The sequence below is a fragment of the Streptomyces sp. NBC_01476 genome, assembly GCF_036227265.1.
In the GTDB taxonomy this organism is placed as follows: Bacteria; Actinomycetota; Actinomycetes; order Streptomycetales; family Streptomycetaceae; genus Actinacidiphila.
Genome location: NZ_CP109446.1, coordinates 2,889,613 through 2,913,303 on the forward strand (window position 1 = coordinate 2,889,613; position 23,691 = coordinate 2,913,303).

Annotated in this window: 23 protein-coding genes and 1 tRNA gene; 13 read left to right on the forward strand and 11 right to left on the reverse strand. The window is 66.8% G+C overall.

Annotated features, from left to right (window positions below):
• Positions 1–2: 2 nt before the first annotated feature.
• From OG552_RS12950 to OG552_RS12965, 4 genes are all read right to left on the reverse strand, one after another.
• Positions 3–791 (reverse strand): S16 family serine protease, encoded by a 789-nt coding sequence (locus tag OG552_RS12950; protein WP_329132398.1) that lies wholly within the window; start codon positions 789–791, stop codon positions 3–5.
• A 166-nt stretch (positions 792–957) separates the two neighbouring features.
• Complete coding sequence (locus OG552_RS12955; RefSeq protein ID WP_329132400.1) at positions 958–1,752, reverse strand: IclR family transcriptional regulator; 795 nt, start codon at positions 1,750–1,752, stop codon at positions 958–960.
• 268 nt (positions 1,753–2,020) lie between these two features.
• A complete protein-coding gene (locus OG552_RS12960; RefSeq protein WP_329132402.1) occupies positions 2,021–3,811 on the reverse strand; it encodes a DEAD/DEAH box helicase in 1,791 nt (596 codons plus the stop codon).
• A gap of 156 nt (positions 3,812–3,967) precedes the next feature.
• Positions 3,968–5,464, reverse strand: coding sequence for an MFS transporter (locus OG552_RS12965; protein ID WP_329132404.1), 1,497 nt, complete (start codon positions 5,462–5,464; stop codon positions 3,968–3,970).
• Between the two features lie 173 nt (positions 5,465–5,637).
• Here OG552_RS12965 and OG552_RS12970 point away from each other — a divergent pair.
• From OG552_RS12970 to OG552_RS12995, 6 genes are all read left to right on the forward strand, one after another.
• Positions 5,638–5,709, forward strand: a tRNA-Cys gene (locus OG552_RS12970).
• 261 nt (positions 5,710–5,970) lie between these two features.
• Positions 5,971–6,936, forward strand: a complete 966-nt coding sequence (locus tag OG552_RS12975; protein ID WP_329132405.1) for a tyrosine-type recombinase/integrase — start codon at positions 5,971–5,973, stop codon at positions 6,934–6,936.
• A gap of 820 nt (positions 6,937–7,756) precedes the next feature.
• Complete coding sequence (locus OG552_RS12980; RefSeq protein WP_329132407.1) at positions 7,757–8,335, forward strand: hypothetical protein; 579 nt, start codon at positions 7,757–7,759, stop codon at positions 8,333–8,335.
• Complete coding sequence (locus OG552_RS12985; protein WP_329132409.1) at positions 8,335–8,496, forward strand: type II toxin-antitoxin system Phd/YefM family antitoxin; 162 nt, start codon at positions 8,335–8,337, stop codon at positions 8,494–8,496. The genes OG552_RS12980 and OG552_RS12985 overlap by 1 nt, the downstream gene beginning before the upstream one ends.
• Positions 8,497–8,829: 333 nt before the next feature.
• Positions 8,830–9,111 (forward strand): hypothetical protein, encoded by a 282-nt coding sequence (locus OG552_RS12990; RefSeq protein ID WP_329132411.1) that lies wholly within the window; start codon positions 8,830–8,832, stop codon positions 9,109–9,111.
• A 96-nt stretch (positions 9,112–9,207) separates the two neighbouring features.
• Positions 9,208–9,693 (forward strand): AAA family ATPase, encoded by a 486-nt coding sequence (locus OG552_RS12995; RefSeq protein WP_329132413.1) that lies wholly within the window; start codon positions 9,208–9,210, stop codon positions 9,691–9,693.
• On the opposite strand, the gene OG552_RS13000 is transcribed toward OG552_RS12995, so the two are convergent.
• Positions 9,676–10,752 (reverse strand): IS630 family transposase, encoded by a 1,077-nt coding sequence (locus OG552_RS13000; RefSeq protein WP_329132414.1) that lies wholly within the window; start codon positions 10,750–10,752, stop codon positions 9,676–9,678. The genes OG552_RS12995 and OG552_RS13000 overlap by 18 nt on opposite strands.
• Positions 10,753–10,826: 74 nt before the next feature.
• On the opposite strand from OG552_RS13000, the gene OG552_RS13005 reads away from it, so the two are divergent.
• Together OG552_RS13005 and OG552_RS13010 are read left to right on the forward strand one after the other, a co-directional pair.
• The gene (locus OG552_RS13005; RefSeq protein WP_329132415.1) at positions 10,827–11,390 is read left to right on the forward strand and encodes a hypothetical protein; all 564 of its coding nucleotides are present in this window, start codon (positions 10,827–10,829) and stop codon (positions 11,388–11,390) included.
• Positions 11,391–11,715: 325 nt separating this feature from the next.
• A complete protein-coding gene (locus OG552_RS13010; RefSeq protein WP_329132416.1) occupies positions 11,716–12,477 on the forward strand; it encodes a hypothetical protein in 762 nt (253 codons plus the stop codon).
• 43 nt (positions 12,478–12,520) lie between these two features.
• Here the strand turns inward: OG552_RS13010 and OG552_RS13015 are convergent, their stop codons facing one another.
• Positions 12,521–13,204 (reverse strand): hypothetical protein, encoded by a 684-nt coding sequence (locus tag OG552_RS13015; protein WP_329132419.1) that lies wholly within the window; start codon positions 13,202–13,204, stop codon positions 12,521–12,523.
• A 160-nt stretch (positions 13,205–13,364) separates the two neighbouring features.
• Here OG552_RS13015 and OG552_RS13020 point away from each other — a divergent pair, with 160 nt between their 5' ends.
• From OG552_RS13020 to OG552_RS13030, 3 genes are read left to right on the forward strand one after another with little or no spacing between them, the layout of a single operon-like run.
• On the forward strand, positions 13,365–13,556 hold the full coding sequence (locus tag OG552_RS13020) for a hypothetical protein (RefSeq protein ID WP_329132421.1): 192 nt from the start codon (positions 13,365–13,367) through the stop codon (positions 13,554–13,556).
• Positions 13,543–14,067 (forward strand): DUF6879 family protein, encoded by a 525-nt coding sequence (locus tag OG552_RS13025; protein ID WP_329132422.1) that lies wholly within the window; start codon positions 13,543–13,545, stop codon positions 14,065–14,067. The genes OG552_RS13020 and OG552_RS13025 overlap by 14 nt, the downstream gene beginning before the upstream one ends.
• Entirely contained in the window at positions 14,064–14,894 is an 831-nt protein-coding gene (locus OG552_RS13030) for a helix-turn-helix domain-containing protein (RefSeq protein ID WP_329132424.1), read from the forward strand. The genes OG552_RS13025 and OG552_RS13030 overlap by 4 nt, the downstream gene beginning before the upstream one ends.
• Before the next feature lie 948 nt (positions 14,895–15,842).
• Here OG552_RS13030 and OG552_RS13035 read toward each other — a convergent pair.
• Positions 15,843–16,556, reverse strand: coding sequence for a nuclear transport factor 2 family protein (locus OG552_RS13035; RefSeq protein ID WP_329132426.1), 714 nt, complete (start codon positions 16,554–16,556; stop codon positions 15,843–15,845).
• 109 nt (positions 16,557–16,665) lie between these two features.
• Between OG552_RS13035 and OG552_RS13040 the strand changes: the two genes are divergently transcribed.
• Positions 16,666–17,214, forward strand: coding sequence for an AAA family ATPase (locus tag OG552_RS13040; protein ID WP_329132428.1), 549 nt, complete (start codon positions 16,666–16,668; stop codon positions 17,212–17,214).
• Positions 17,215–17,368: 154 nt separating this feature from the next.
• Here OG552_RS13040 and OG552_RS13045 read toward each other — a convergent pair whose 3' ends face one another.
• Positions 17,369–17,911, reverse strand: coding sequence for a GNAT family N-acetyltransferase (locus OG552_RS13045; RefSeq protein ID WP_329132430.1), 543 nt, complete (start codon positions 17,909–17,911; stop codon positions 17,369–17,371).
• Positions 17,912–18,056: 145 nt separating this feature from the next.
• Here OG552_RS13045 and OG552_RS13050 point away from each other — a divergent pair, with 145 nt between their 5' ends.
• Entirely contained in the window at positions 18,057–18,809 is a 753-nt protein-coding gene (locus OG552_RS13050; protein ID WP_329132432.1) for an isocitrate lyase/PEP mutase family protein, read from the forward strand.
• Between the two features lie 94 nt (positions 18,810–18,903).
• Here OG552_RS13050 and OG552_RS13055 read toward each other — a convergent pair whose 3' ends face one another.
• Genes OG552_RS13055 through OG552_RS13065 form a run of 3 tightly spaced genes read right to left on the reverse strand, consistent with a single transcriptional unit; the run spans position 18,904 to position 23,587 of the window.
• Positions 18,904–21,210, reverse strand: coding sequence for a xanthine dehydrogenase family protein molybdopterin-binding subunit (locus OG552_RS13055; RefSeq protein WP_329132434.1), 2,307 nt, complete (start codon positions 21,208–21,210; stop codon positions 18,904–18,906).
• The gene (locus OG552_RS13060; RefSeq protein ID WP_329132436.1) at positions 21,207–22,718 is read right to left on the reverse strand and encodes a 2Fe-2S iron-sulfur cluster-binding protein; all 1,512 of its coding nucleotides are present in this window, start codon (positions 22,716–22,718) and stop codon (positions 21,207–21,209) included. The genes OG552_RS13055 and OG552_RS13060 overlap by 4 nt, the downstream gene beginning before the upstream one ends.
• Entirely contained in the window at positions 22,715–23,587 is an 873-nt protein-coding gene (locus tag OG552_RS13065; RefSeq protein WP_329132438.1) for an FAD binding domain-containing protein, read from the reverse strand. Before OG552_RS13065 ends, OG552_RS13060 begins: the two co-directional genes overlap by 4 nt.
• Positions 23,588–23,691 lie beyond the last annotated feature (104 nt).

The window sequence follows — 23,691 nt, forward strand, 5'->3', positions numbered from 1 at the left end:
GCTCAGCAGGACGGCAGCTGCCGCCCGGCGCGGAGGGCGGAGAGCGCGGACAGGGCGCCGTCCAGGGTGGTCACCGGGATCAGCCGAAGCCCGCTGGGGAGCTCGGCCTTGGCGTCACCGCACTCGTCACGCGGGACGATGAAGACGGTGGCGCCGTCGCGCCGGGCGGCCTGTTCCTTCAGCGGGACACCGCCGACCGCGCCGACCTTGCCGGCGGCGTCGATCGTGCCGGTGCCGGCGATGGTCCGGCCGCCGGTCAGGTCGCCGCCGTGCCCGTCGCCGCCGATCTTGTCGATGATGCCGAGGCTGAAGAGCAGGCCCGCGCTGGGGCCGCCGACGTCGGCCAGCCGCAGGTCCACCTTCACCGTGGCCGGGGAGAGCCCGAGTTCCTTGAGCGCGGCGGAGGTGGCGGCCACCTGGGAGTCGGTCATCTCCTTCTGGTTGACCTTCGTGATCTGCTCGACCGAGCCGCCGCTGGGGTAGACCGCGTCCCGCGGCATCGCCGCCTGGCTCTTCTTGAACCACGCCTTGGCCACGTCGGTGAAGTGCACGGCGGCGTTCGGCTCGGTGGCCGAGATGGTCACCATCCGCAGCTGCCCGCTGGTCTTGCGGACCGGAGCGCCGGTGACGGTGATCACCGGGGAGCCCTTGTCCGTGCCGAGGACGTCCGTGGTCGGACCGGGGACGACGATCGACACCGGCAGCGGCGCGAAGGCGGCCACCGCCAGCAGGGCCACCACGACCGCCGCGCACGCGGCGAGGGTCAGGGACCGGCGGGAGAGCGTAGGCATGCGCCCGACCCTATTTCACGACCGCACCGTCCTCGCCGCCGCCCGCGTCACGTTCCGCTCACGGTCCCCACGGAGCCGTCGGCCGGGGCGGGAGACGTCCGGGGCCCGCTGCCCCCGACTCCGGCGGGACTGTCAGCCGGACCGGGCGCCGGCCGTACGGGGGCGGTCAGCGCAGGGCGTCCGCGACCTCGGTGGCCGCCTCCACCACCCGCAGGCCCACCCGCTCGGGTACGGAGTCCGCCAGCATCACCACACCGACGCTGCCCTCGATGCCGGGTACGCCCAGCAGCGGGGCGGCGGCGCCGCTCGCGCCGGCCTCCAGCTCACCCTGGGTGAGGACGTAGCGGACCTGGTTGACGGGCCCGCCGGCCCCGATCGTACGGTCGGCACCGTCGGCGCGGGCCACCCCGGCCGCGGCCACCTCGGCGTAGACCCCCGCCGGGTCCGGCACCTCCTCGGCACCGTCCGCGGCGTCCGCGAACAGCTCCCAGCCGCGGCCGTCCGCGGCGGGCTGCATACCGCGGCCCGCCAGGATCGCCCGGCCGGCGGCACCGCGCTCCAGCGGGTGCCGGAAGCCGGTGCGGTAGGCCACGTGGTAATCCGTCCAGGTCGGCTCCACCACGGCGACGGCCAGCGCCTCCTTGCCGTCCACCAGCGTGAGGTGGGCGGTGGCCCCGATGTCCTCGGCCAGCGAACGCAGGGCGGGCAGCGCCGCCTCGCGCAGCAGCGGGTGCACCTGGTGGGCCAGGCCCAGCACCCCCAGGCCGACCCTGGCCCGGCCGCCGAGGTCGCGCCGGACCAGCGAGTGCTGCTCCAGCGTGGCCAGCAGCCGGTACACCACGGTGCGGTTGACCCCGAGCTTGGCGGCCAGCTCGGTCACCGTGAGCCCGTGGTCGGTGTCGGCGAGCAGTTTGAGGACCCTCAGGCCCCGGTCGAGCGTTTGAGACGTCTCCGCGGTCACGACGCCCCCTCCTCGTGAAATCGGCAGCGCATCTCACGGTCTCCAGAACGGAAACGCACTGCCGGTCCCGCGGCAGTGCGCGGAGAGGCCGCCGGGATTGGTCTTGATACCCGGCTGCGCTCCGCGGCTGCACTGCCACGGCGCGTGCGTGACCGGCACCGTAGCGAGCGGGTACCGCTCAGCGGAAGGGGTCGTCCACAATCCGGGCGCCGCCTTGACCGACCTTTGGGGTTCGACTGCGGACAGATCACCTACAATCCGGCGAACATCACCGCATCCGCGTCGCCCATTCCTGAACTTTTTTGATCCGCTCGGTCAGCTGACCCGCGGTCGCCTCCGCGCTGGGCGGACCGCCGCAGACCTTGCGCAGTTCGGTGTGGATCACGCCGTGCGGCTTGCCGCTCTGGTGGTTGTACGCGGCCACGAGCGTGTTCAGCTTCTTCCGCAGCTCCAGCAGCTGGCGGTGGCTGACCACCGGGCGCCGGTCGGCGGGCAGTTCGAGCAGGTCGGCCTCTTCGTCCGGTTTCTTCCTGCTGTGGGCGATATGCCGGGCCTGGCGGCGCTGGAGCAGCAGCTGCACCTGGTCCGGCTCCAGCAGGCCGGGGATGCCGAGGTAGTCCTGCTCCTCCTCGCTGCCCGGGTGGGCCTGCATCCCGAACTCGGCGCCGTCGTAGAGCACCCGGTCGAAGACCGCGTCGGACTCCAGCGCCTCGAAGGGCAGCATGTCGTCCTCGGTGGCCTCGTCCTCGCCCTTCTCGGCCTCCGCGAGGAGCTTGTCCTCCTCGGCGAACGGGTCCTCCTCGCCCTGCTTCTTCGGCTTGTCGAGCACGTGGTCGCGCTCGACCTCCATCTCGCCGGCGAACTCCAGCAGCATCGGGATGGTGGGGACGAAGACCGACGCGGTCTCACCGCGCCGCCGTGACCGTACGAAGCGGCCCACCGCCTGGGCGAAGAAGAGCGGCGTCGAGATGGTGGTGGCGTAGACGCCGACCGCCAGCCGGGGGACGTCCACGCCCTCCGACACCATGCGGACCGCGACCATCCAGCGGTCGTCGCTCTCGGTGAACTTCTCGATGCGTTTGGACGAGCCGGTGTCGTCGGACAGGACGATCGTCGCCTTGTGCCCGGTCAGCTCCTTGAGCAGCTTGGCGTAGGCGCGGGCCGAGTCCTGGTCGGTGGCGATGACCAGGCCGCCGGCGTCCGGGACGGCCTTGCGCACCTCGGTGAGCCGCTGGTCGGCGGCCCTGAGCACATTGGGGATCCACTCCCCGGTCGGCGCCAGCGCGGTCCGCCAGGCCTGGCCGATGGCGTCCTTGGTCATCGGCTCGCCGAGCCGCGCGGACAGTTCGTCACCGGCCTTGGTACGCCAGCGCATGTTGCCGCTGTAGCTGAGGAAGATCACCGGGCGCACCACGCCGTCGGCGAGCGCGCTGCCGTAGCCGTAGGTGTAGTCGGCGGAGCTGCGGCGGATGCCGTCGTTGCCCTCCTCGTAGGTCACGAAGGGGATCGGGTTGGTATCCGACCGGAAGGGCGTACCGGTCAGCGCGAGGCGGCGGGTGGCCGGTTCGAAGGCCTCCAGGCACGCCTCGCCCCACGACTTGCTGTCGCCCGCGTGGTGGATCTCGTCCAGGATCACCAGGGTCTTGCGCTGCTCGCAGCGGTTGCGGTGCAGCATCGGCCGCACGCCCACCCCGGCGTAGGTGACCGCGACCCCGTGGTACTCCCGTGAGACGGGCCCCGCGCTGTAGTCCGGGTCGAGCCTGATCCCTATCCGCGCCGCCGCGTCCGCCCACTGCGTCTTGAGGTGCTCGGTGGGCGCGACCACGGTGATCTGCTGCACCAGGTGGTTGTGGAGCAGGTACGAGGCCAGGGTCAGCGCGAAGGTGGTCTTCCCGGCGCCCGGTGTCGCCACCGCCAGGAAGTCCCGTGGCTGCTTCGCCACGTACTCGTCGATCGCCCCTTGCTGCCAGGCCCGCAGTTTGCCCGCCGTCCCCCAGGGGGCGCGCCCGGGAAAGGCGGGAGACAGGCTGTGATGCGGGTGCGAAGCGGTGGTAGTCACGTTCTCCGTCGGGGTCGGCGACACGGCTGCGGGTTCGCCCCGCGGGTCGTACGAAAACCGCCTCAGCCTATCGGTCGAGCCCCGCATCTCCGGTCCCCGACGCCGCGGCGCCCCCGGGTGCGACTCAGCTCACAACCGGCCCCCGGCGGCTCCCGGTCAGGGCCGGGGCCCGGGGCGGAGGCGGGTGGCTATGAAGGCGCCGGTCAGGGCGAGGGCGGCGGCCGGGAGGAAGACGGCGGCGAAGGCAGTGGGGTGGGCGGAGGTCGCGGTCGCCGCCGCGCCGGCCGCGGAGGGGGCCACGGAGCCGCCGCCGAGGGCGGCGAAGACGGTGCCGGCCGCGCCGACCAGCAGGACGTTGGAGAGGGCGTCGGAGACCTGCAGGGCGGCGGAGTTGGCGCCCGCGTCGGCGGGCGGTGAGAGCCGCAGCAGCAGGACGCCGATGGTGGAGATGGCCAGCCCCATCCCGAAACCGCCGACGGACCAGGCGACGGCCACCACCCAGGCGGGGACCGCGTGGTCGAGGGCGAGCGGGACCGCGGCGATGGCGGCGGCCGTACAGAGCAGGCCGACCTGCACGAGCCGTTCCCTGGACGCCTCGAACCCCGGCCGGGACTGGAGGTAGGAGCCCAGCGCCCAGGTGAGGCCGCCACCGGCCAGCGAGAGGCCCGCCAGCGTCGGCGACAGACCCCGCTGGGTGACCAGCATCAGCGGAATGAAGCTCTCGGCGGCGATGAACGTACCCGCGGCCATCCCCCGCATCAGCACCACCGTCGGAATCCCGCGCTTCGCCCGGAAGGTCCCGCGCGGCAGCAGCCGCAGCGCCGACGGTACGAGCAGGGCCGCGCCGGCCACCGCGGGCACGACCGAGACGGGCCGCAGGTCCTGCCCGGCGTACTGCAGCAGCACCGCACCGGTGGCCAGCGCCGCCGCGAGCCAGATCCGCCGCCCGTTCATCGCCGGCCGGCCGTCCTTCGCCGCGCCCTGCGCCGCGCCCCGCCCCGACAACCCGGAGCCCCCGGCCTCCGCTGCCTCCCGGGCGGTCCGCCGCAGCGCGGGCAGCATCACCATCACCGGCAGGACCACCAGGACCGGGATCGCCAGGAACACCCAGCGCCAGCCGAGCTGCTCGGTGACCGTGCCGGACACCAGCGGCCCGACGATGGAGGGTACGACCCAGGACGCCGAGAACGCCGCCATCACCGAGGGGCGCAGCCGCTCCGGGTACGCCCGCCCGACCACCACGTACAGCGCGACGATCACCAGCCCGGCGCCGAAGCCCTGGACCGCCCGGCCGAGCAGGAAGGGGCCCATCGACTGCGCGGTCCCGCTGACCACGAGCCCGGCCGCGAACCCCCCGATACCGACCGTGATCGGCGCCTGCGTACCGCTGCGGTCGCACCACTGGCCGCTGATCACCATCGCCAGCAGCGAGGTCGTGAAGAACCCGGAGAAGACGAAGGCGTACAGCCCGACGCCGTGCAGCTCGCGCGCCGCCACCGGCATCGCGGTCCCCACCGCGGTCGCCTCGAAGGCGATCAGCAGCACCACGGAGACGATCCCGAGCGTCAGCGCCCGGTACCGGCGGCCGAGCACCCCGTCGTCCCCTGCGCTCCCCCGCACCTGCTGCTCATCCCGCACCCGTACGCCAGTCACCCGCCCAGCGTAAGGGGCAAAGCCGCGTTACACCCCTGCCATGCGACCGGTCCTGTTTCCGCCCGCGGTCCTAAGACCCCCTTTGTGAACGCGGTATGGCAGTCCCATGGCGTGCCCCGCGCCGGCATTGACCCGCCCCGGCCGCACCCGGCATTGTCGAGGACACAGCACACGGCCGTGTGCCCGAGTGGTTGAGGGACTCGCCTGCAAAGCGAGTTACGCCGGTTCGATTCCGGTCACGGCCTCCGTACCGCAGGCTGACCAGCACGTTTCGTGGTCAGACAGGCTCCCTCATCGGTGAGGCATCCCACCGAAACCTGGGCTAGGCAAGTCGCTTGGACTCCTACGACTTGCTTAGACCCTGTCACCAGGGAGCCACCGTGCCAGCGAGGAAGACCCCTCTCCGCAGTGCCGCCAGAACGACAGAGGCCCGCACAGAGCAGACAGCCACACCCGCTCCGCTCCGGGTTCTCCAGGGCCGCTCAGGCTCTGACGTACGTACCGCGATGCTCGATGAGCTGGACCTGCATCTCAGCACGATCAACAACCGGTACGGCAGGCCGTACCAGCGCAAGACCATCAACGCCTACCGGTTCGCTGGTGTCGCTCTGCACAACTGGATGACAGAGACCTCCATAGAAGGGGACTTCACCTGTGTGGACGTAGCCACCCTCAACAGGTTCTTCCGGTGGCACTACCAGACACATGACCTGCCCAAGAGCCAGGACGGCAAGGGCGGGTACACAGGTGGCACCAACACGTTGCAACGGAACCTCCGTCCCCTCTTCCGCTACATAGAAGAGGAGTACGACCACCCAAGCCCTTACAGCAGTCCCAAGCTCCACAGGTACGCCACACCTCCTCTCGGCAAGCCCAAGACCCTGAGTGCCGAGTTCGTTCAGGACGTGCTCAAGGTGACTGGCAACGGTTCCTCGAAGGTGAGGGATTTCGAGACTGTCAGGGACCACGCCGTGATCCGGGTTCTCACAGAAGGTCTACGGGCTGAGGAGTTGCTGAACCTCCGGGTGCAGGATCTCGACCTGGCCAACCACACGGCCCTAGTCGTGCCGCTCAAGGGAAACAGGAACAGCACTGACGGCAGAACCATCCCTCTCCAGCCCAAGACCGTGAAGGCTCTCACTCGGTATCTCAGGGTCCGCTCTAGCCATGCCCTGTCGGAGTCGAATGGTTGGCTCTGGTTGGGTACTCGGTCACGGAAAGAGATGCAATACATGGGTCTATACCGGATGGTGAAGAAGAGGGCCGAGGAAGCTGGCTACGACCCTGCTGCGGTATCTCCTCACTCGTTCTGCCACACGTGGGCCGATGACCTTCAAACAGCCGGAGTGTCCGGAGAGAACATCATGGCTATCCGAGGATGGAAGTCTCCTGCCATGCTCCGGAGATACGGGGCTGACATGGCCTCCACCAGAGCAGTCAACGCTGTGCATGGACTTGGGGATAGATACTAGCTTCTCCTCCGGCGAGGAGCCCCCCTTCTCCTAAGCGACACGGGAAGAAGCTAGTCGGAATGGACAAACCGTAGATTAACGGTAAAATGGAAACTGTAGGCAGACGCTGCCCAAAAACAGGTCTGGCTACGTTCATGTGGTTACCTCCTTGCACATAGAGGGCTCGGTCTTCCTGGTTCAGGAAGGTCGGGCCCTTTGTGTTTGCAGGATGGCTGCCACAACATCTACAGCCAGGTATCCCCTTGAGGGGCCCCGCCTGGCTGCTCTCTTTTTCAAGCAGGTTGATACAACATAGGAGAACTGACATGAAGCGCCATTACACAAGGACTGGCAACGGCTACAAGTGCGTCTCTTGCCGACAGGAGTTCGCAGACAGGTCTTACCTAGGAAAGCACTACGTATTCGGCAAGTGCGTAAGCCCGCTGGTTCTAGGACTGACGATCGATCTCAGCGTCTCTTCCCACTACTGGGTAAAGGCGGCTTGAGACATGGCACTCACCATCACTCGGGCTCTCATCCCACACCAGGGTTACATGTGGCAGTGCAAGCTGTGTGGACAGACTTTCCACATGATTCATGAGGCAGACAAGCACGCCAACATGTGGCTGAAGAAGTGCTCAGGCAGGAGCTACAGCTAGAAGGCCCTCAGAGACTCTGCGACAGCCTCACACGGCACGGCTAGACAACTCCACACAGCAGGAACGCACAGGCCCGGAAAAACGCTCTCAGGGCCTTTTGTGTTGCCAGCGATGACAGCAACACCCGAAGGGGTCTTAGCGGCAAGGCCGAGGACCCTTCACACATGCAAGGAACAACCCACATGGAGCACGACCTATTCAAGGAGATGCATGACGTAACAGCCGAGGTTAGCTGTGGAGCAATCAATCCAGACAACGAGAAGCAGTGCGGAGAGCCAGGGATACTAAGGAGCTTTAACAGCGTCTCTCTCATCCTCTGCGAGCCCTGTGCAATCAGACTCCACAACTGGAGGAACGAGAAGACAATGAATGTGGTCAAGGAACTTGATGACGCCGGAGCTATCTCCGGCGACACACCGGGCTGGGTGTATGCACTTGAGATGAACAACGGAAACATCAAGTTCGGTACAACGGCAGACCCAAAACTGACCAGATTCAAGAGTATATCGAGAGACGACAATGACAGGATGCCCGTCAGGGTGCTGGGGATTACTCAAGGAGGTATAGGTATGGAGACGCTGACCCACGAGCGTTTCAAGTCCAGTCGAGTGCAAGACAAGGTAGAGCAGTTCCGACCAACACAAGAGGTAGTCGAGTTTGCCACTGGGCTTGGCTTCGCAGAAGAGCTGACTACCTCTCTTGAGAAGTACGCACAGTACGCAGAGAAGAACAAGCAAGGCATTCCAAGGAAGGAGAGGTAATGAAGGTCACCACTACAGAAGCAAGGAACATCCTTCCCGAACTGGTCAAGCGCGCAGAAGGGGGAGAGGCGATCGAGTTCACCACGTACGGACAGGTAAAGGCAGTGCTCATCAGCCACGAGCGATACGAGCGACTGACTAGAGACCTGTTCAAGGAATGACACCAGGGGGCCTCTAGGGAGGCCCACCCGATAGATCAATGAACGGAGGAAAGAGATGGAAGAGAAGCACAAGGATTGCAAGTGCGAGGGATGTACTAGGTACCCAATAAGCCATGGCCTGTGTGACGGTCACCGAAAGATGGCGGCAAGAGGAGAGGAACTTAGGCCGCTACGAGACAGAGCGGGTCGAATGTTCTGCGCTTTCCCCGGCTGCGAGCGTCCACACCATGCACATTCCTACTGCTGGTCTCACTACAAGCAGAGCAAGCAGAACAAGGAACTGAAGAAGATCCGCAATTGGGTTAGGAAGCAGACCGAGAAGGAGGAGAACTGATGGCACTGAAGGATAAGGCTGCCGTTTGGAAGGCACTGAGCGATGGAGAGCTGTTCAGGGTGGAGCTGGTTAACGAGGTGAGAGGACAGGTAGGGAAGTCTGGTGGTTACGCCGTTCCGTTCAGGGGCGAAGGTAAGGGATTTGTTCCAAGGGACGTGGCAACACTGCTCACCGCCTTTTCCTCCGATCCCTTCGAACTGTTCCAGACCATCAAGGCAATGCTGGAACTAGACGAGAGCGGGCAGGTAGGACCGGCACTATCCGACTACCTTTCTGAGTAACGGCCTGGAAGCAGGCCGGCCCAGAGATAACAACAATAGATGAGATACAGGGCCGCTAAGGCGGCCCTTTCTCATGCCCAAACAAGGAGACGACATATGAACAACATCTACGGTATCAAGCGACTTGCCGATGTAACACCATCCAGTGAGACACCCTTCCTGATTGAGGGTCTGATCCATCGAACCGCAACCATGATCTATGGAAGGCCCAAGGCTGGTAAGTCTTTCGTAGCTCTTTCCGCAGCAATGGCACTCGGAGAAGGAACACCTTGGCTCGGCAGGGAAGTGGAAGCCAAGGCCACACTTCTATGGGCTCTCGATCCTGGACAGGAAGACGAGACCTGGCAGAGATTCAACACGGCCTCTGGGGCCAAGGACTCTCAACTGTTCATCACTGACGTTAGGCCAGAGGACACCGAGGAATGGTGGGAAGAGTTTTCCGACGTTCTTGTCTCGTCTGGTATTGAAGTCCTGGTCGTTGACAACCTGTCTGCCCTGCTGGGACGCGGTAGCTACAACAACGATTCAGATGTAAGGCCAGCACTAGGCAGGCTTCAGGCTCTCCTAGTGTCGCGTGAATGAAGTCCTTGGACGTTTAGGTGTGGCGTGTTCGAGGATTTCGTCGGCGGTTTTGGTCCATGCGAAGGGCTGACAGCGGTCGTTGTAGGCGTCGATGTAGCGGCGGATGGCGTCGGTGAGGTCGGGGACGGAAGTGAAGGTGCCGCGGCGTATGGCCTGGCGGGTGATGATGCCGAAGAAGATCTCCACCAGGTTCAGCCACGAGCAGGAGGTGGGGGTGAAGTGCAGGGTGATCCGGGGGTTCTTCGCCAGCCAGGCCTTCACGCGGGGGTGCTTGTGGGTGGCGTAGTTGTCGGCGACCACGTGCAGTTTCACCCTCGGGTGGGCTTTGGCGACCTGCTTGAGGAAGCGGAGGAACTCGTCGTTGCGGTGCCGGTCGTAACAGGCGTCCGCGGTGATCTTCCCGGTGGCGACCTCCAGGGCCGCGAACAGCGTGGTGGTGCCGTGGCGGACGTAGTCGTGGGTGCGGCGCTCGGCCAGCCCTGGCCGCACCGGCAGCATCGGCGCTGTCCGGTCCAGCGCCTGGATCTGCGATTTCTCATCGACGCAGACCACCACCGCTTTCTCCGGCGGGGCCAGATACAGCCCCACCACATCGCGGACCTTCGCCTCGAGTTCCGGGTCGGTGGAGAACTTGAACGTCTCGCTCCGCCAGGGCTGGATCTTCCACTTCCGCCACACCTTGGCCACCGCGACGTTGGACAGACCCAGTTCGGCGCCGAGCAGCCGGGACGACCAGTGGGTCACGCCGAGCCGGTCCGGCGGACCCTCCAGGGTCCGCACCACCACTTCGGCCTCGTCCACCGTGCCGGGCCGGCCCGACCGCGGCCGGTCCTCCAGCCCGGCAAGGCCGGCCGAACGGTACCGGCCCCGCCAGGTGACGACCGTCTGCCGGGACAGCTCCAACCGCCGCGCGATCTCGGTGTTCGAGGCGCCCTCCGCGGCAAGGAGCACGATCCGGGCCCGCGTCACCAGCCCCGACGGGGACGACGGCGAGCGGACCCACGAACGCAAGACCTCACGGTCCGCATTGGCGACGGCCAACGGCAGGGCGACAGGCATACGCCATTCAACCGCACTTCCAGCCACCGTCCAAGGACTTCATTCACGCGACACTAGATGAGGGTATTGCCATCGTGCTTGTTCACCACTCCGGCAAGTTCAATGAGGAGACGGGTTCGCAGAAGAGCCCTATGGGTTCCACTGCTATTGAGGCATGGGGTCGGCAGTTCATTCAGGTCACTGATGACCAGGAGCTAAGGGTTCTCAGGGTCTACGGGAACAACACTCCCGAGAGGGAACTGGGCGTTGCCCTGGACTTCAGTGGTGAGGGAGATGACGGAGCGTTCGTGACGCTCATTGGCGAAGAGGAGACGGTAGCAATGTCGGCAGAGCACAACGAACTAGTGAGCAGGGCTAAGGCTCGGTGGGACAACCGAAAGGACAAGCAGAAGAAGCAGGGACGTTCCCCACAGCAGAAGACCCGTAAGGATGAGCGCACCCGCGCAACCGATCACGCCTCCCAGATCAAGACGTATCTAGCTGAGCGTCCTGGGGAGTGGGTCAAGCAGGGGACCATTACCAACGCTGTTGCCGGTAACCCTGGCGTACTCAAGGCTGCACTAGATAGCACAGTGAAGGCTGGAGAGGTTGAGACCAAGGTCCAAGGCCGTTCCAACCTCTACAGGCTGGCAGCGTGACTGTCGGTTCTATCTTTCTTTCTTTCCCCCCTAGCGTATATAGGTAAGAAAGAAAGATGTCTTACCTCTATACCTACCCCCGACCGAAGGACTCTCTCACTAACGGCAGGGACCTCCCGCTAGGGCGGGTCCCTCCTGCCTTGGGATCGGAGGAAAAAGAAGGGGAAGGGCTCGATCAGGTCCAGAGAGATGCACAGCTAGTGCGACTCGTACAGGGGCCTGTCGCTTAAGCGAAGGCCCGACGTACTACTAGCACAGTGAAGTGCCAACCTAACGACACCACAAGGGCTGCCATAAGGCAGCCCCCTACCAAGGAGCACAACACATGAACGTTATCAACGAGCTTAAGTCTCTTAGTCGTACCCGCAAGATTGTCAACGGGATGCTCTGGTTCATCACAGGGGGAGCAGTGTTCTACTCCCTGATGACCAGCACTCCTCTTGTCTCCAGCCATTCTCAGTGGAGTTGGTCTGGATGGATACTAGGTTTACTGACTGATGCTGCCTTTGTCCTGGCACTGTCAGCAGATGCAACGCTGTCCAAGTATGGGAAGACCGGAGGAAAGTGGCCAGGGTTCTTCCGATGGGCTACAGGAGTAGCTTCCCTGTTCCTGAACACGTGGAACTCTGTAGCCGAGAGGGATTGGGTGGGAGTAGCCATCCACTCTATCTCACCGGTCATCCTTGTCTGTGCATCTGAGGTAGCACCTATCTACCGTCGTAAGTTCAGGTACCTCGAACTAGAACTATCAGGTCCACACGTTCAAGGTTCAGAGCCGGTGGTTCAGAGTTCAGAGGTTCACTCTGATTCAAGTTCACAGGTTCGAATTGAACTAGCAGGTTCAAAGGTTCAGCCGGCTCGGGGTTCTAGTTCACAGGTTCAGGCTGATTCACCTCTGAGTTCAGGTTCTCTAGTTCAGGTTCAGTCTGGTTCTTCCTCCGGTTCAGGTTCAAACGGCGAGGCAATCCGAGCCGGGTTCACGAACTACAGGAGTGCCAGTGAAGTAGCTCGGGAAATTGGAGTAAGCAGCTCCTATGTCTCAAGGAAGTACAAGGAACTACGAGAGGAACTAGCTCTCACTGCATGAGAAAGGGGCTGCCACAAGGCAGCCCCATCCTCTGTCCTACGTCTCAAGATGAAGGAGTCTCCTTAGGGTTGAGAGCAAGCCACTTCTCCCTATCCTCCTCAGGCGGTGTGATGGAGATGCCATAAAGGAGGATCGGAGGAGTGAACGAGATCATGAGGGTTCCAGGAGCAACGTCCTCTTGTTCTACCGGTTCAACACCCTTGATGTACTTGCGTTCCAGCGTGTGGCTCATGCCCGTAGCCGAACTGAACAAGAGTGGCCCATCGGGAGACAGTATCGCCATTCCTGGGCCTGCCATGTGTTTCGTGGTGACCAGCAAGGCGTGTGCCTTACCGGGTGCGACCAGCGATCCTTTGAAGGCTTCCTCAACTGCTATACGGTGCACTCTTGAATCTGGATTCACGAGGAGGCTTCGCACCTGCTTGCGCTGATGATTCCTGGCAGCGAGAGACATGACACCGAGAGCGCCAGCACCCTGAATGGCAAACCCAATGTCGAGCATGGGATACCCGGCTATCGGTGCAGCAACAAGAGAGATGGCCGAGCCCCCAGCGAAGCCCATAGCCCAAGTGACCGTGAACCTGGGCCATATGAAAGAAAGGATCACGAGCACGACGAGTAGACCGATCCCAGTTCCCAGACCGGATGTCCAAGTCGCTGGCCGGATACCGCTGTCAACTGCTGTGAAGATCGGTACTACTGCACCCCATAGGGCGATCAACCACACGGGAACACTCCTCAAGCCCTACGCCGCTACGAACGCACGGAGTATGACAGCGTGTTCGAGCCGATGAAGGCAGTTTCCTGTTCCTGCAACTACTCGTCCTTGACGGGCTGCATGTGCAGCCCGGAGCATCGATCAGGACACCACTGGAGAGGGGAAGCTGATGCAGGTCACCATGCTCACCAAGGTCTGTGACAAGAAGGACTGCCCGACGCTCTACGCCACCGACAGGGGCACGCTCCTGGTTCAGGGGTACACCGGGGATGAGCACGGGCTGACCGTGCCCCAGGGTGAGGGAGTCGTTGAGATCCCCGTGGAACTACTGAAGAAGGCTATTGCCGATGGGGTCATCTAAATCTCTGGGTGACCTCTTCGACTCCTTCAAAAGTGAGGCGTTCCGTCTTGAGACACTGGACGACTACAGCAAGTCCGGGAGCGTGGTCGCCTACCGACTGTTCCTGGCCGGCCTACCCCAACCAGAGGACTACAACGCAGACTGGGTAGAAGAGGTTCGGGCATCAACAGCAGCCGGTAAACGCATTTACCGTGTACATGTGCTGAGTCGTCCTCTCACTCCCTATCTCCGGTTCGAACTTGGTTGGGGATACCGGAAGAACATGACCGGAGGCGAAGAGTTCTTCGTCCTGGACATCACCGGGAGAGATAATCCCCTTAGTGGCGTTGGTGACTTCTGGCTGTTCGACGGTGAAGACGTTGCCACTATGGGCTACGCCGGTGAGGGAAAGTTCCTCGGGGCTGAGGTTCTTCCTCCGGTCAGAGCAGCAGAGTTCGTCAAGTACAGAGATACGGCTCTCGCCAGGGCAGAGCCGTTCACGGAGTGGTGGGAGCGGCACGGAGAAGAGTGAGAAAGACTGAGCTTGGTACCGCACTACGGGAACTACGGAAGGCATCTGGAAAAGAGGCCAAGACCGTTGCCCGTAGTGCTGTCATGTCTGCAAGCAAACTCAGCAAAATTGAGACGGGTAAGCTCGCTCCGAGCGTCGTTGATGTTGAGAGCATCCTCACCGCTATTGGTGTCTCGGATGAAGTTAAGTGCGAGTACATGGAGGCAGCCCGTGCTGCCTCTACAGAAGTAATGGCCTGGCGTCTGCTGGCACGAATGGGCTACCACAAAGGGCAACAACAGGCTCAGGCCCTTGAAGCACAGATGAGCCTTCTACGTCTCTTCCAGCCTGCACTCATTCCCGGCCTTCTCCAGACTCCCGAGTACATCAGGGCCGTGATTGCAAGGCACGGACTGACCGAGGAATCTCAGTCCCGCACTCTAGCTGCGCGACTAGACCGTCAGAAGGTTCTCTACGACAGAACCAAACAGCTCCGGTTCATCATCACTGAGTCGGTGCTGCGTTGGAGGATCACCTCCTCAGCCATCATGGCAGGTCAGATAGACAGGCTTATCTCCCTCTCTCGATTGCCCAACATAGATATTCGCATCGTTGCCCTGTCGGCGCCGCAGCATGACTTCCCTTCACACTCCTTCGTGATCAGGGATGAAAGGATTGTCACTGTCGAGACAGTTCACGCTGAAGTGGTTGTCACTGACCCTCGGGACATCAAAGAATACACAGACAAGTTCGAGGGCTTCTCGTCCACGTCCCTTTCCGGAGATGAGATGCGGACTATGCTTGAAATGATCAGGGACAAGTTCTTGCAGGAACGGGAAACCAGCTAAGCACTGCACCCATGCACCCTGACAATCGATGCATGGAAAGTGAAGAGACAGGCCCCGCACTGACCATCACCGTGTACCGGATCAATCCGGAGACCGGAGAGAAGACTGTCATCAAACCTCGGCGACTCGTCAAGTCCACTGGTCCTCTTATCTGTTCAGCTTTCCCTCCATGCTCGTGTCCCAAGTGCGTGAAGGCTCGTAGCTAGGTGAGATGGGCCTGCATAAGGCAGGCCCTTACCTACAGCGGGGAGAAAGTGAGCGTCAGTCAGGCATAGTTGCCTGTTCTTTCGGTCTACAGCCGAGCAATGCTCGGCATTCACATGGAATCGCGTCTCGGTGATTAACCTCCGAAGCACTACACAGAGTGGGTCGCCGCTACAGGGAGCGCCGTATTTATGTTAGAAATTTGAAGGGACTCACAGAGGGAGAGGCATCAGGATTTAACAATGCCCGGGTACCCAAATAGCGAAAGACTCGGACATATCATCCTTACCGCTGACTGCGCTGTGCACTCAGGGAATTACCGGATGAATGAGTGGCGGCAGGCCAGGACGCCACCCCAGGATTCTCTTTCATTGATTGATAGATGCGCCCCTGCCTCATGAATGAATGAGCGCTCCATTCCCTCCCCGGTAATACCCGTCCATCTACCCCTGTCCATCCCCTGTGTGGCCGTGGGTGGGGCTGTGAGGGTGCGATCGACCGGGTGGCACTGGAGACGTGGTGTAAGTGGCTCACAGAGGCGTACAGCAGCTCAGCAGACCTGTCTCAGGCTGTGCTCAGAACCTCTGTGTGGCCTGCCAGGCAGGGCCGTTGAGGCCCCTGCCGTGTGCACTTGGGGAAGCTAGGCAAGTCGCCTCATGTCGTCCGGTCCGCTTGACCCTGGATGTCGTGCCTGGTCAGACTGGTGGCCTGCCCCACCGATGTGAGAGCTACCTGCAAAGCGAGTTACGCCGGTTCGATTCCGGTCACGGCCTCCGTAACAGCCCCGTCCCCGGTCTTCACCGCGGGGGCGGGGCCGGCGCCGTGCGGGAGGGCCCAGCGGAACTCCTGGCCGCCGCCACGGGTCTCCAGGACGCCCGCGTCGACCAGGCCCAGCAGGGTGGCCCGCAGGGCGTTGCCCAGGGGATGGTCGTCCCAGAACATGTACTGGACGTCCATGAACTTCCCGTCGAGCGGGAAGATGCCGAGCACCCGGCCGAGCTGGTAGAGGGCGCTGTGGGCGTCCACCCAGTCGGGGAGTTCGGCCTTCAGGCCGACCCGCTCATCGGCGAAGGACGGGATCCGGACCGGCAGCAGCGCGGCCTGCCGCAGCAGCGTGTAGAGGTCCGTCTCCCCCCAGAACTCGACGATCACGCCGTCCTTGAGGCGGTAGGACTTGACGCCGGTCATCCCGATGTCACGGCCGGACAGATCGTGACGGTAGGTGAGGGTGAAGGCGGTCACCACCCGGTCACCCGCCGCGAAGAGGTCGTCCACCCGGAGCCTGCAGTGCGACAGCCCCGGCGTGCGGATCGCGCCTTCCACGAAGCGGCGGCCCCGCACCGACATGCCGGCGCCGTGGATCCGGACGTCCTCGGCCACCAGCGGCTTCAGTGCCTCCATGTCCTGGGTTTCGAAGACCCGGAGATAGCGTCGCACCACGTCGGCGTTATCAGACATGACCCGACCATATGCCAACTACCGCGGTTCTGTTGAGGCTACGGCCGCGGCCTGCGATGCTCTCTGTCCGTTCGGGACTGTTCGAAAGCACTCCGGAGGGGGCACGGGCATGGGTGACGTCTCGCTCGACGGCGGCGTCATGGTGATCACCGGGGTGATGGCTTCCGGCAAGTCCACGGTCGCCCAACTCCTCGCGGAGCGCCTGCCGCGCGCGGTGCACGTACGCGGTGACGTGTTCCGCCGGATGCTGGTCTCCGGGCGGCGCGAACTCGTCCCCGAGGCCGACGAGGAGTCGGTCGCCCAACTCCGATTGCGTTACCGGGTGTCGGCGTCCACCGCGGACCTCTACGCGGCAGCCGGCTGGACCGCGATCGTCCAGGACGTGGTGCTCGGCGAGAACCTGCGGCCCTACCTCGACGCGATCGGCTCCCGCCCGCTCTTCCTGGTGGTCCTCGCCCCCTCCCAGGAGGCCGTCGCCGCCCGCGAGGCCGCCCGCGCCAAGACCGGCTACGGCTCCTGGACGGTCGGCGGCCTCGACCACGTGCTGCGCGACGAGACGCCCCGCCTGGGGCTGTGGATCGACACGTCGGAGCAGAGCCCGCAGGAGACGGTGGACGCGATTCTGGGCGCCCTGAAGGACGCGCTCGTCGCGGAGTAGCGGCGGCCGGCGGGGCGTCAGGAACCGCCTGCGGAACGGGACTTCGGCGAGGACGTACGGGGGTGACGGGGGTACGGGGCGCCGGCCGACCGGTCACGGGCATGGGGGCGCCGGCTCATCCGTCAGGGGCGTACGGCCGGCGCCGGCCGACCGGTCACGGGCGCACGGCCGGCGCCCACTCGTCGTGCAGCAGGCCGAAGACCACCTCGTCGAGTTCCCGCCCGTACACCCAGGACGCCCGCCGCAGGGTGCCCTCGTACTGGAACCCGGCTGCCTTGGCCGCGCCGATCATCGCCTGGTTGTCCGTGAGCGTCTCCACCTGCAGCCGCCGCAGACCGCGGACGGCGAATCCGTACTCGCACAGCGTCCGCACCACGTCGGTGCCAAGACCGCGTCCCCGGAAGGCGGGCCGCAGCGAAAGGCCCAGGTGGGCGGAGCGGTTGTGCGCATCGATGCCCCAGAGCACCGCCGCTCCGGCCAGCTCGCCCGTCTCCAGGTCGGCCACCGAGAAGGGCACGAAGACCTCCGACGGCTCCCCCACCGCATACGGCGACTCGGCCGCGCCCGCCGCGATCGGCTTCCACGCCCTGGTGTCCGCGCGTGACGTCATCGCCACGTCCTCGTAGAGCTCCGTGTGCAGAACGGCCACGTCGCTCTCCTGCCGGGCCCGCAGCCCGATCTTCTCGCCTCGTATCATCCGGCATGCTTATCGCGAAATCGCCCGGCGGGCACCTGAGTTGTCCGGGGCGCGGAAGTGGCGCGGAAGTGGCGCGGAAGTGGCCCAGGAAATGTGCGGCGGACTGGTACACCGGGGGCGGGCCGGGAGGCCGTACGGTCGGGGCATGACGGACAACGCGGGTGATGTGAACGACAAGGCGGCGGTGCTGCGGGCGCTGCACCAGGGGCGGGCGGCCGAGGATCCGCTGGTGCTGCCGGGGCCGTGGGACGCGGCGAGCGCACGGGTCTTCGCGGACGCGGGGTTCGCCGCGCTGGCCACGCCGAGCGCGGGGATCTCAGCGGCGCTCGGCTACCCGGACGGGCAGGGGACGCCGGTGGCGGAGATGTTCGCGGCGGTCGGGCGGATCACGCGGGCGGTGGACGTGCCGGTGAGCGCGGACATGGAGGCGGGGTACGGGCTGCCCGCCAAGGAGTTCGTGGAGCGGTTGCTGGAGGCCGGCGCGGTCGGGTGCAACCTGGAGGACTCCGACCCGCTGAGCAAGCGGCTCAACGACCCCCAGCGGCAGGCGGACTGGCTCGCCGAGGTACGGGCCGCGGCGGGGGCGGCGCTGGTCATCAACGCGCGCGTCGACACCTACCTGCGGGGCGAGGACCGGACGACGGCGACGGCGGTGGAGCGGGGGCGCCTCTACGCGGCGGCCGGTGCGGACTGTGTCTACCCGATCCTCGCCCCGCCCACCCAGCTCGCCGCCCTCGCCGCGGGCATCGGCCTGCCCCTCAACGCCCTGTGCAAGCCGGGCGGCCCGGCCCCCCGCGAACTCGGCGTCATGGGCGCCACCCGCATCACCTTCGGCGGCGGCCTCCACCAGCAGTCCCTCGACACCCTCACGTCCCTGGCGGAGGGCCTCCGCCGCTGACCCGGGCCCCGGGCCCCGGGCCCCGTTCCCCGGGCCCCGGGGAACGGGACGGGACGGGGCAGGAGGCGGACCCCCTGCCCCGGCGCCGGAGGGGCTACGCCGGTTTGACGATGGCCGCCTGAGGGCGGATGGGGAGGCGGCTGACGGGGCGGCCGGTGGCGGCACGGACCGCGGCGGCGACGGCGGCCGGGGTGGTCACCACAGGAACCGCGCTGACCGCCTTCGCCCCGAAGGGGGCCACCACATCGCGCTCCTCGACGAGTTTGACGATGCGGACGTCGGGCGCGTCCAGGGCCGTCGGAAGCGAGTAACCCGTGAGGTTGGGCCGCTTGACGATGCCACGCGGCGCCCGCAGGTCCTCCATGAGGGCGAGCCCGACGCCCTGGGTGACGCCCGCCTCGATCCGGGCGGTGAGCTGCCGCGGGTTGAGGATCCGGCCGACGTCCTGGGCGACCGCCAGCTCCACCACCCGCACGGCGCCCAGTTCGATGTCGACGTCCACCACCGCCCGCACCGCGCAGAAGGTGAGCCCCACGAAGGCGTCGCCCTGCCCGGAGTCGTCCAGCCGGTCGGTGGGGTGCGGTCGGCATTGCGCGGTGGCCCACAGCTCCTTGCCGTCGAGCGTCTCGGCGACCGTCGTGGAGAGCACCCCGTCGTACGAGGTGATCTTGCCGTCGGCGATGGAGAGCAGCTCCACCGACATCCCGAAGTTCGCCGCGAGCGGCTGGAGCAGCTGGGTGCGCACCATCTTCGCGGCCCGCTCCACCGCCCCGCCGGAGACCCAGGTGTGGCGGCTCCTGGCAGACGGTCCTGCGGGCGGCTGGTCGGTGTCGGACGGCAGCACCCGTACGTCCTCCACGCCCAGCACCTCCTGGACGATCTGCCGGGCCAGGGTGGTGAACCCCTGGCCGGTCTCGACGGCCGCGCAGATCACGGTGGCCCGGCCGTCGTGCACCCGCACCGTCGCGGTGGAGACCTCGTCCGCGCCCTCGGCGCCGAGCACATGGACCATACCGAGCGCGTAACCCACCCCGCGGCGCACCGCGCCCGGTTCGCCCGCGCCCGCGGTGCCCCCGGGGAGCAGCCACTGGGACTCGTCGTCGCCGTCGGGCAGCGGCGGGAGGTCGGCGTCGCGGACCGCCTTGAGGAGTTCGCCGACCGGGGCCGGGCAGGTCACCGTCTGCCCGGTGGGCAGCAGGTCACCGGTGGAGAGCACGTTCCGCATCCGCAACTCGGCGGGCTCAAGGCCGAGTTTGGCGGCCAGCTTGTCCATCTGGCCCTCGTACGCCGCGCAGACCTGGAGGGCGCCCTCCCCGCGGACATGCCCGGAGGGCGGGTTGTTGGTGCGCACCGCCCAGCCCTCGACGAACACGTGCGGGACGACGTAGGGGCCGGCCGCGAAGGCCACCGCGGCGGCGAGCGCGTCGGAGGAGGCGTCGGCGTACGCGCCCGCGTCGAGCAGCACCTGCGCCTCGACCTTCACCAGGCGGCCTTCGGCGTCGGCGTGGTGGCGGTAGCGCAGCAGGGTGGGGTGGCGGTGGGCGTGACCGAGGAAGGACTCCTCCCGGGTGGCCACGAACTTCACCGGGCAGCCGGTCTTCAGCGCCAGCAGCCCGAGCGGGAGCTGGAGGCTGGAGTCCTCGCGGTCGCCCATCGCGCCGGGCACACCGGTGACGACGACCTTGACCCGGTCGGCCTCCAGGCCGAAGCAGGCGGCGGCGATGTCCCGGTCGGCGTGCGGGTCGGTGGAGGCGACGTACAGCTCGACACCGCCGTCCGGGCGGGGCACCGCGAGGCCGGCCTCGGCGCCGATCGGGGCGGGGTCCTGGCGGCCGACCCGGTAGAGGCCCTCCACCACGACCTCGCCGACCTCTTCCGGGTTGCCGAAGCGCAGCGGAATGTGCCGGATCAGATTGCCGTCGGGGTGCAGCGGTTCGGCGGCGAACGCCTTCTCCGGGTCGGTGACCGGCTCCAGCACCTCGTACTCCACCAGGATCGCGGCGGCGGCCAGCCGCGCGGTGTCCGGGTGGTCGGCGGCGACCGCGGCGATCGGTTCGCCGTGGTGCCTGACCACGTCGCCGGCGAAGACCGGGCGGTCCGCGACGAGCCGCCCGTGCATCGCGTCGCCCGGCACGTCCTCGTGCGTGACGACCGCGCGCACCCCGGGCATCGCGGCGGCCTCGGTGGTGTCGATCCTGGTGATCCGGGCGTGCGGATACGGCGAGCGGAGCACGGCCGCCCAGAGCAGTCCCTCGGCCCACAGATCGGCCGCGTACGGATAGATGCCCTGGGTCTTGGCGAGCGCGTCCTCGGAGGGCAGCGACACCCCGATGCCGTGCAGCGCGGGCCCGTCGGCAAGGGTGCCGGGGCCGGGGCCCGGCGTGCCGTCGATGATGCTCATGCGGCGCCTCCTGATGCGGCCGGGCCGCCCTGGTGCGGCACCCGGGCCTCGTCGGAGAAGGCGGGGTCGTCGTCGGTGTCGCGGGTGGCGACGACCTGGCGGACCGCGTCGATCACGCCGCGGTAGCCGGAGCAGCGGCAGAGATTGCCGCTGAGGGCCTGGCGGATGTCGAGGTCGGTGGGCTTGTGGTTGCCCTCCAGCAGGTCGTGCACGGTCATCGCCATACCGGGGATGCAGAAACCGCACTGCACGGCGCCGGACTCGGCGAGCGCGGCCTGCACGTCGGAGGGGCGGCCGTCCACCGTCAGGCCCTCCACGGTGCGGACCTCACTGCCCGCCGCGGTGGCCGCGGGCACCAGGCAGGACGCCACCAGGCGGCCGTCCACCTGTACCGAGCAGGCTCCGCACTCGCCCTGCTCGCAGCCGTCCTTGGCGCCGGCCAGGCCGAGCCGCTCCCGCAGCACATAGAGCAGCGACTCGCCGAGCCAGGCGTCGGTGACGGGCCGCTCGGTGCCGTTGACCCGGAGCATGTACGAGGCCAGGGGGTGCTCGCTGCGGGTCTCCGGCAGCGGCTCGGGAACCACCGCCGGTTCGGCCTCGTCGGCCGCCCCTGTGTCCGGGTGGGCGTCCGGGTGGGCGTCCGGGTCGGCGGCGGGCCCTGTGTCCGGGTCGCCGTCCGGGCCCGCCTCGGTGTCCAGCGGGTCGCCCGGCTCCTCCAGCGTCTCCAGGCCGGGCAGCGCCTCCAGCGCGTCGAGGCGGTCGATCGCGTCCAGGCCGTCGGCGGCGGCCGAGCCGGCGCCCTCCTGCGGCCCGTCACCGGGGGGCGGTTCGGTGTGCGGGGCACCGGAGTGCCCGCCGTCGTCCGCGGGGTGGGAGTCCTGGGCGGCGGCCTCGTCCGCGGCCGGGAACCGCGGTCGCTCCGGGGGCAGCTCCGGGTCGTCCACCACCGCGGACCAGGCCGCGTCGGAGGCCGGCGGGTGCGCGGGCAGCCACGGCCCGGGGTCGCCCGCGTCCGGGCCGGTGAAGGGCATCGCCCACTGGCCGGTGAGGTGCCCGCCCGACGCCTCCGGAAGCGGTTCCGCGGCCCTGGCGTGCCCGGCCTGGGCTTCGGCGGCCGACCTGGCCTGTGCGGCGGCCTCGGCCTGCGCGGCCTGGGCGGCGGCGGCCCCCTGTCCGAACATGCCGGCCGGGAAGGACTGGGTGGCGGACGGGGGCGGCGGCGCCGGGTCCCAGGGCCCGGTGTAGGCGCCGACCGAGAACTCCCCCGAGTCCGTCTCCTCCCTGATGACCGGGATCGACCACTGGGTGGCCGGATCGGCCTCGCCGGTCCCCGGTCCGGCCGGGCCGTGGGCGCTCAGCGGGTCCTCGCCCGGCAGCGGCTCTGGCGGCAGCTGCGCGGCGAAGGAGACGTGCATGGTCTGGTCGGGGTCGTAGTCCCCGCCCCCGGGCACGGGCTGCCAGGCCCCGGAGTTGCCGGGCGCGCCCGGCGCGTGCGGCTGGTCGGTCATGCCAGGGCCCTCCCGAGCGCTCGGCGGGACAGTGCGGCCACGGTACGCCGCAGCTGGACGGCGGCCGGCGGCAGTTCCACCCCGGGCTGGTCCGGGATGCAGGCGGCGGCGACATATTCCCCGAACGCGGTGCACGCCTCGGGTGCGATGCTGCGCTCGCCGTCCCAGTCGATCAGCCCGGCGACCCAGTGCTCGGCCTCCAGCGGGCGCAGCGGCACCGGGGCCACCGCGCCGACCGCGCAGCGCACCTGGCGGCGGGCCGGGTCCACCACGAGGGCGACGGAGGCGACCGCGCGGCCGGGGCCGGTGCGGTTGGTGGCCTTGAGGAAGGTCTGCGGCGCGTGCAGCAGCGGGATCCGGACGAAGGCCAGCAACTCGCCGGGGCGCAGCGGGTCCATGCCGGTGAGCAGGTGACTGACCGGCAGTTCGCGGTCGCCTTCGGGACCGGCGAGGATCACGCTCGCCTCCAGCGCGGCCAGCACCGGCAGCGAGTCGCCGGTGGGCGCGGCCGAGACGATGTTGCCGCCGAGGGTCCCGGCGTTGCGGATCTGCGGGGGTCCTGCCGACCGGGAGGCGGCGGCCAGCGCGGGGATCAGCGCGGCGAAGTCGGGGCGGCCCATGCGCGCGTGGGTGAGGCCCGCGCCGAGCAGCGCGGCCCCGTCGGCGTACTGCCAGCCGCGGATCTCGCTGATCCGGCCGAGGCCGACGAGCGCGGCGGGGCGCAGCAGCCCGGAGTTGACCGACGCCATCAGGTCGGTGCCCCCCGCGACGGGCACCGCGCTGGGCATGGCGGCGAGCGCTTCCACCGCCTCGTCGAGCGAGGACGGCAGGGTGACGTTCTCCGCCGTCTGCCGTGCATACGTGCTCACGCAGCTGCCCCTTCCCGGCCTTCCTCCGTCACGCGGTAGCCGTACCGTACGTGCTGACAGCCCGGACGTGGCAACTCTGGCACATGTTCCACGGTGGCCGACGC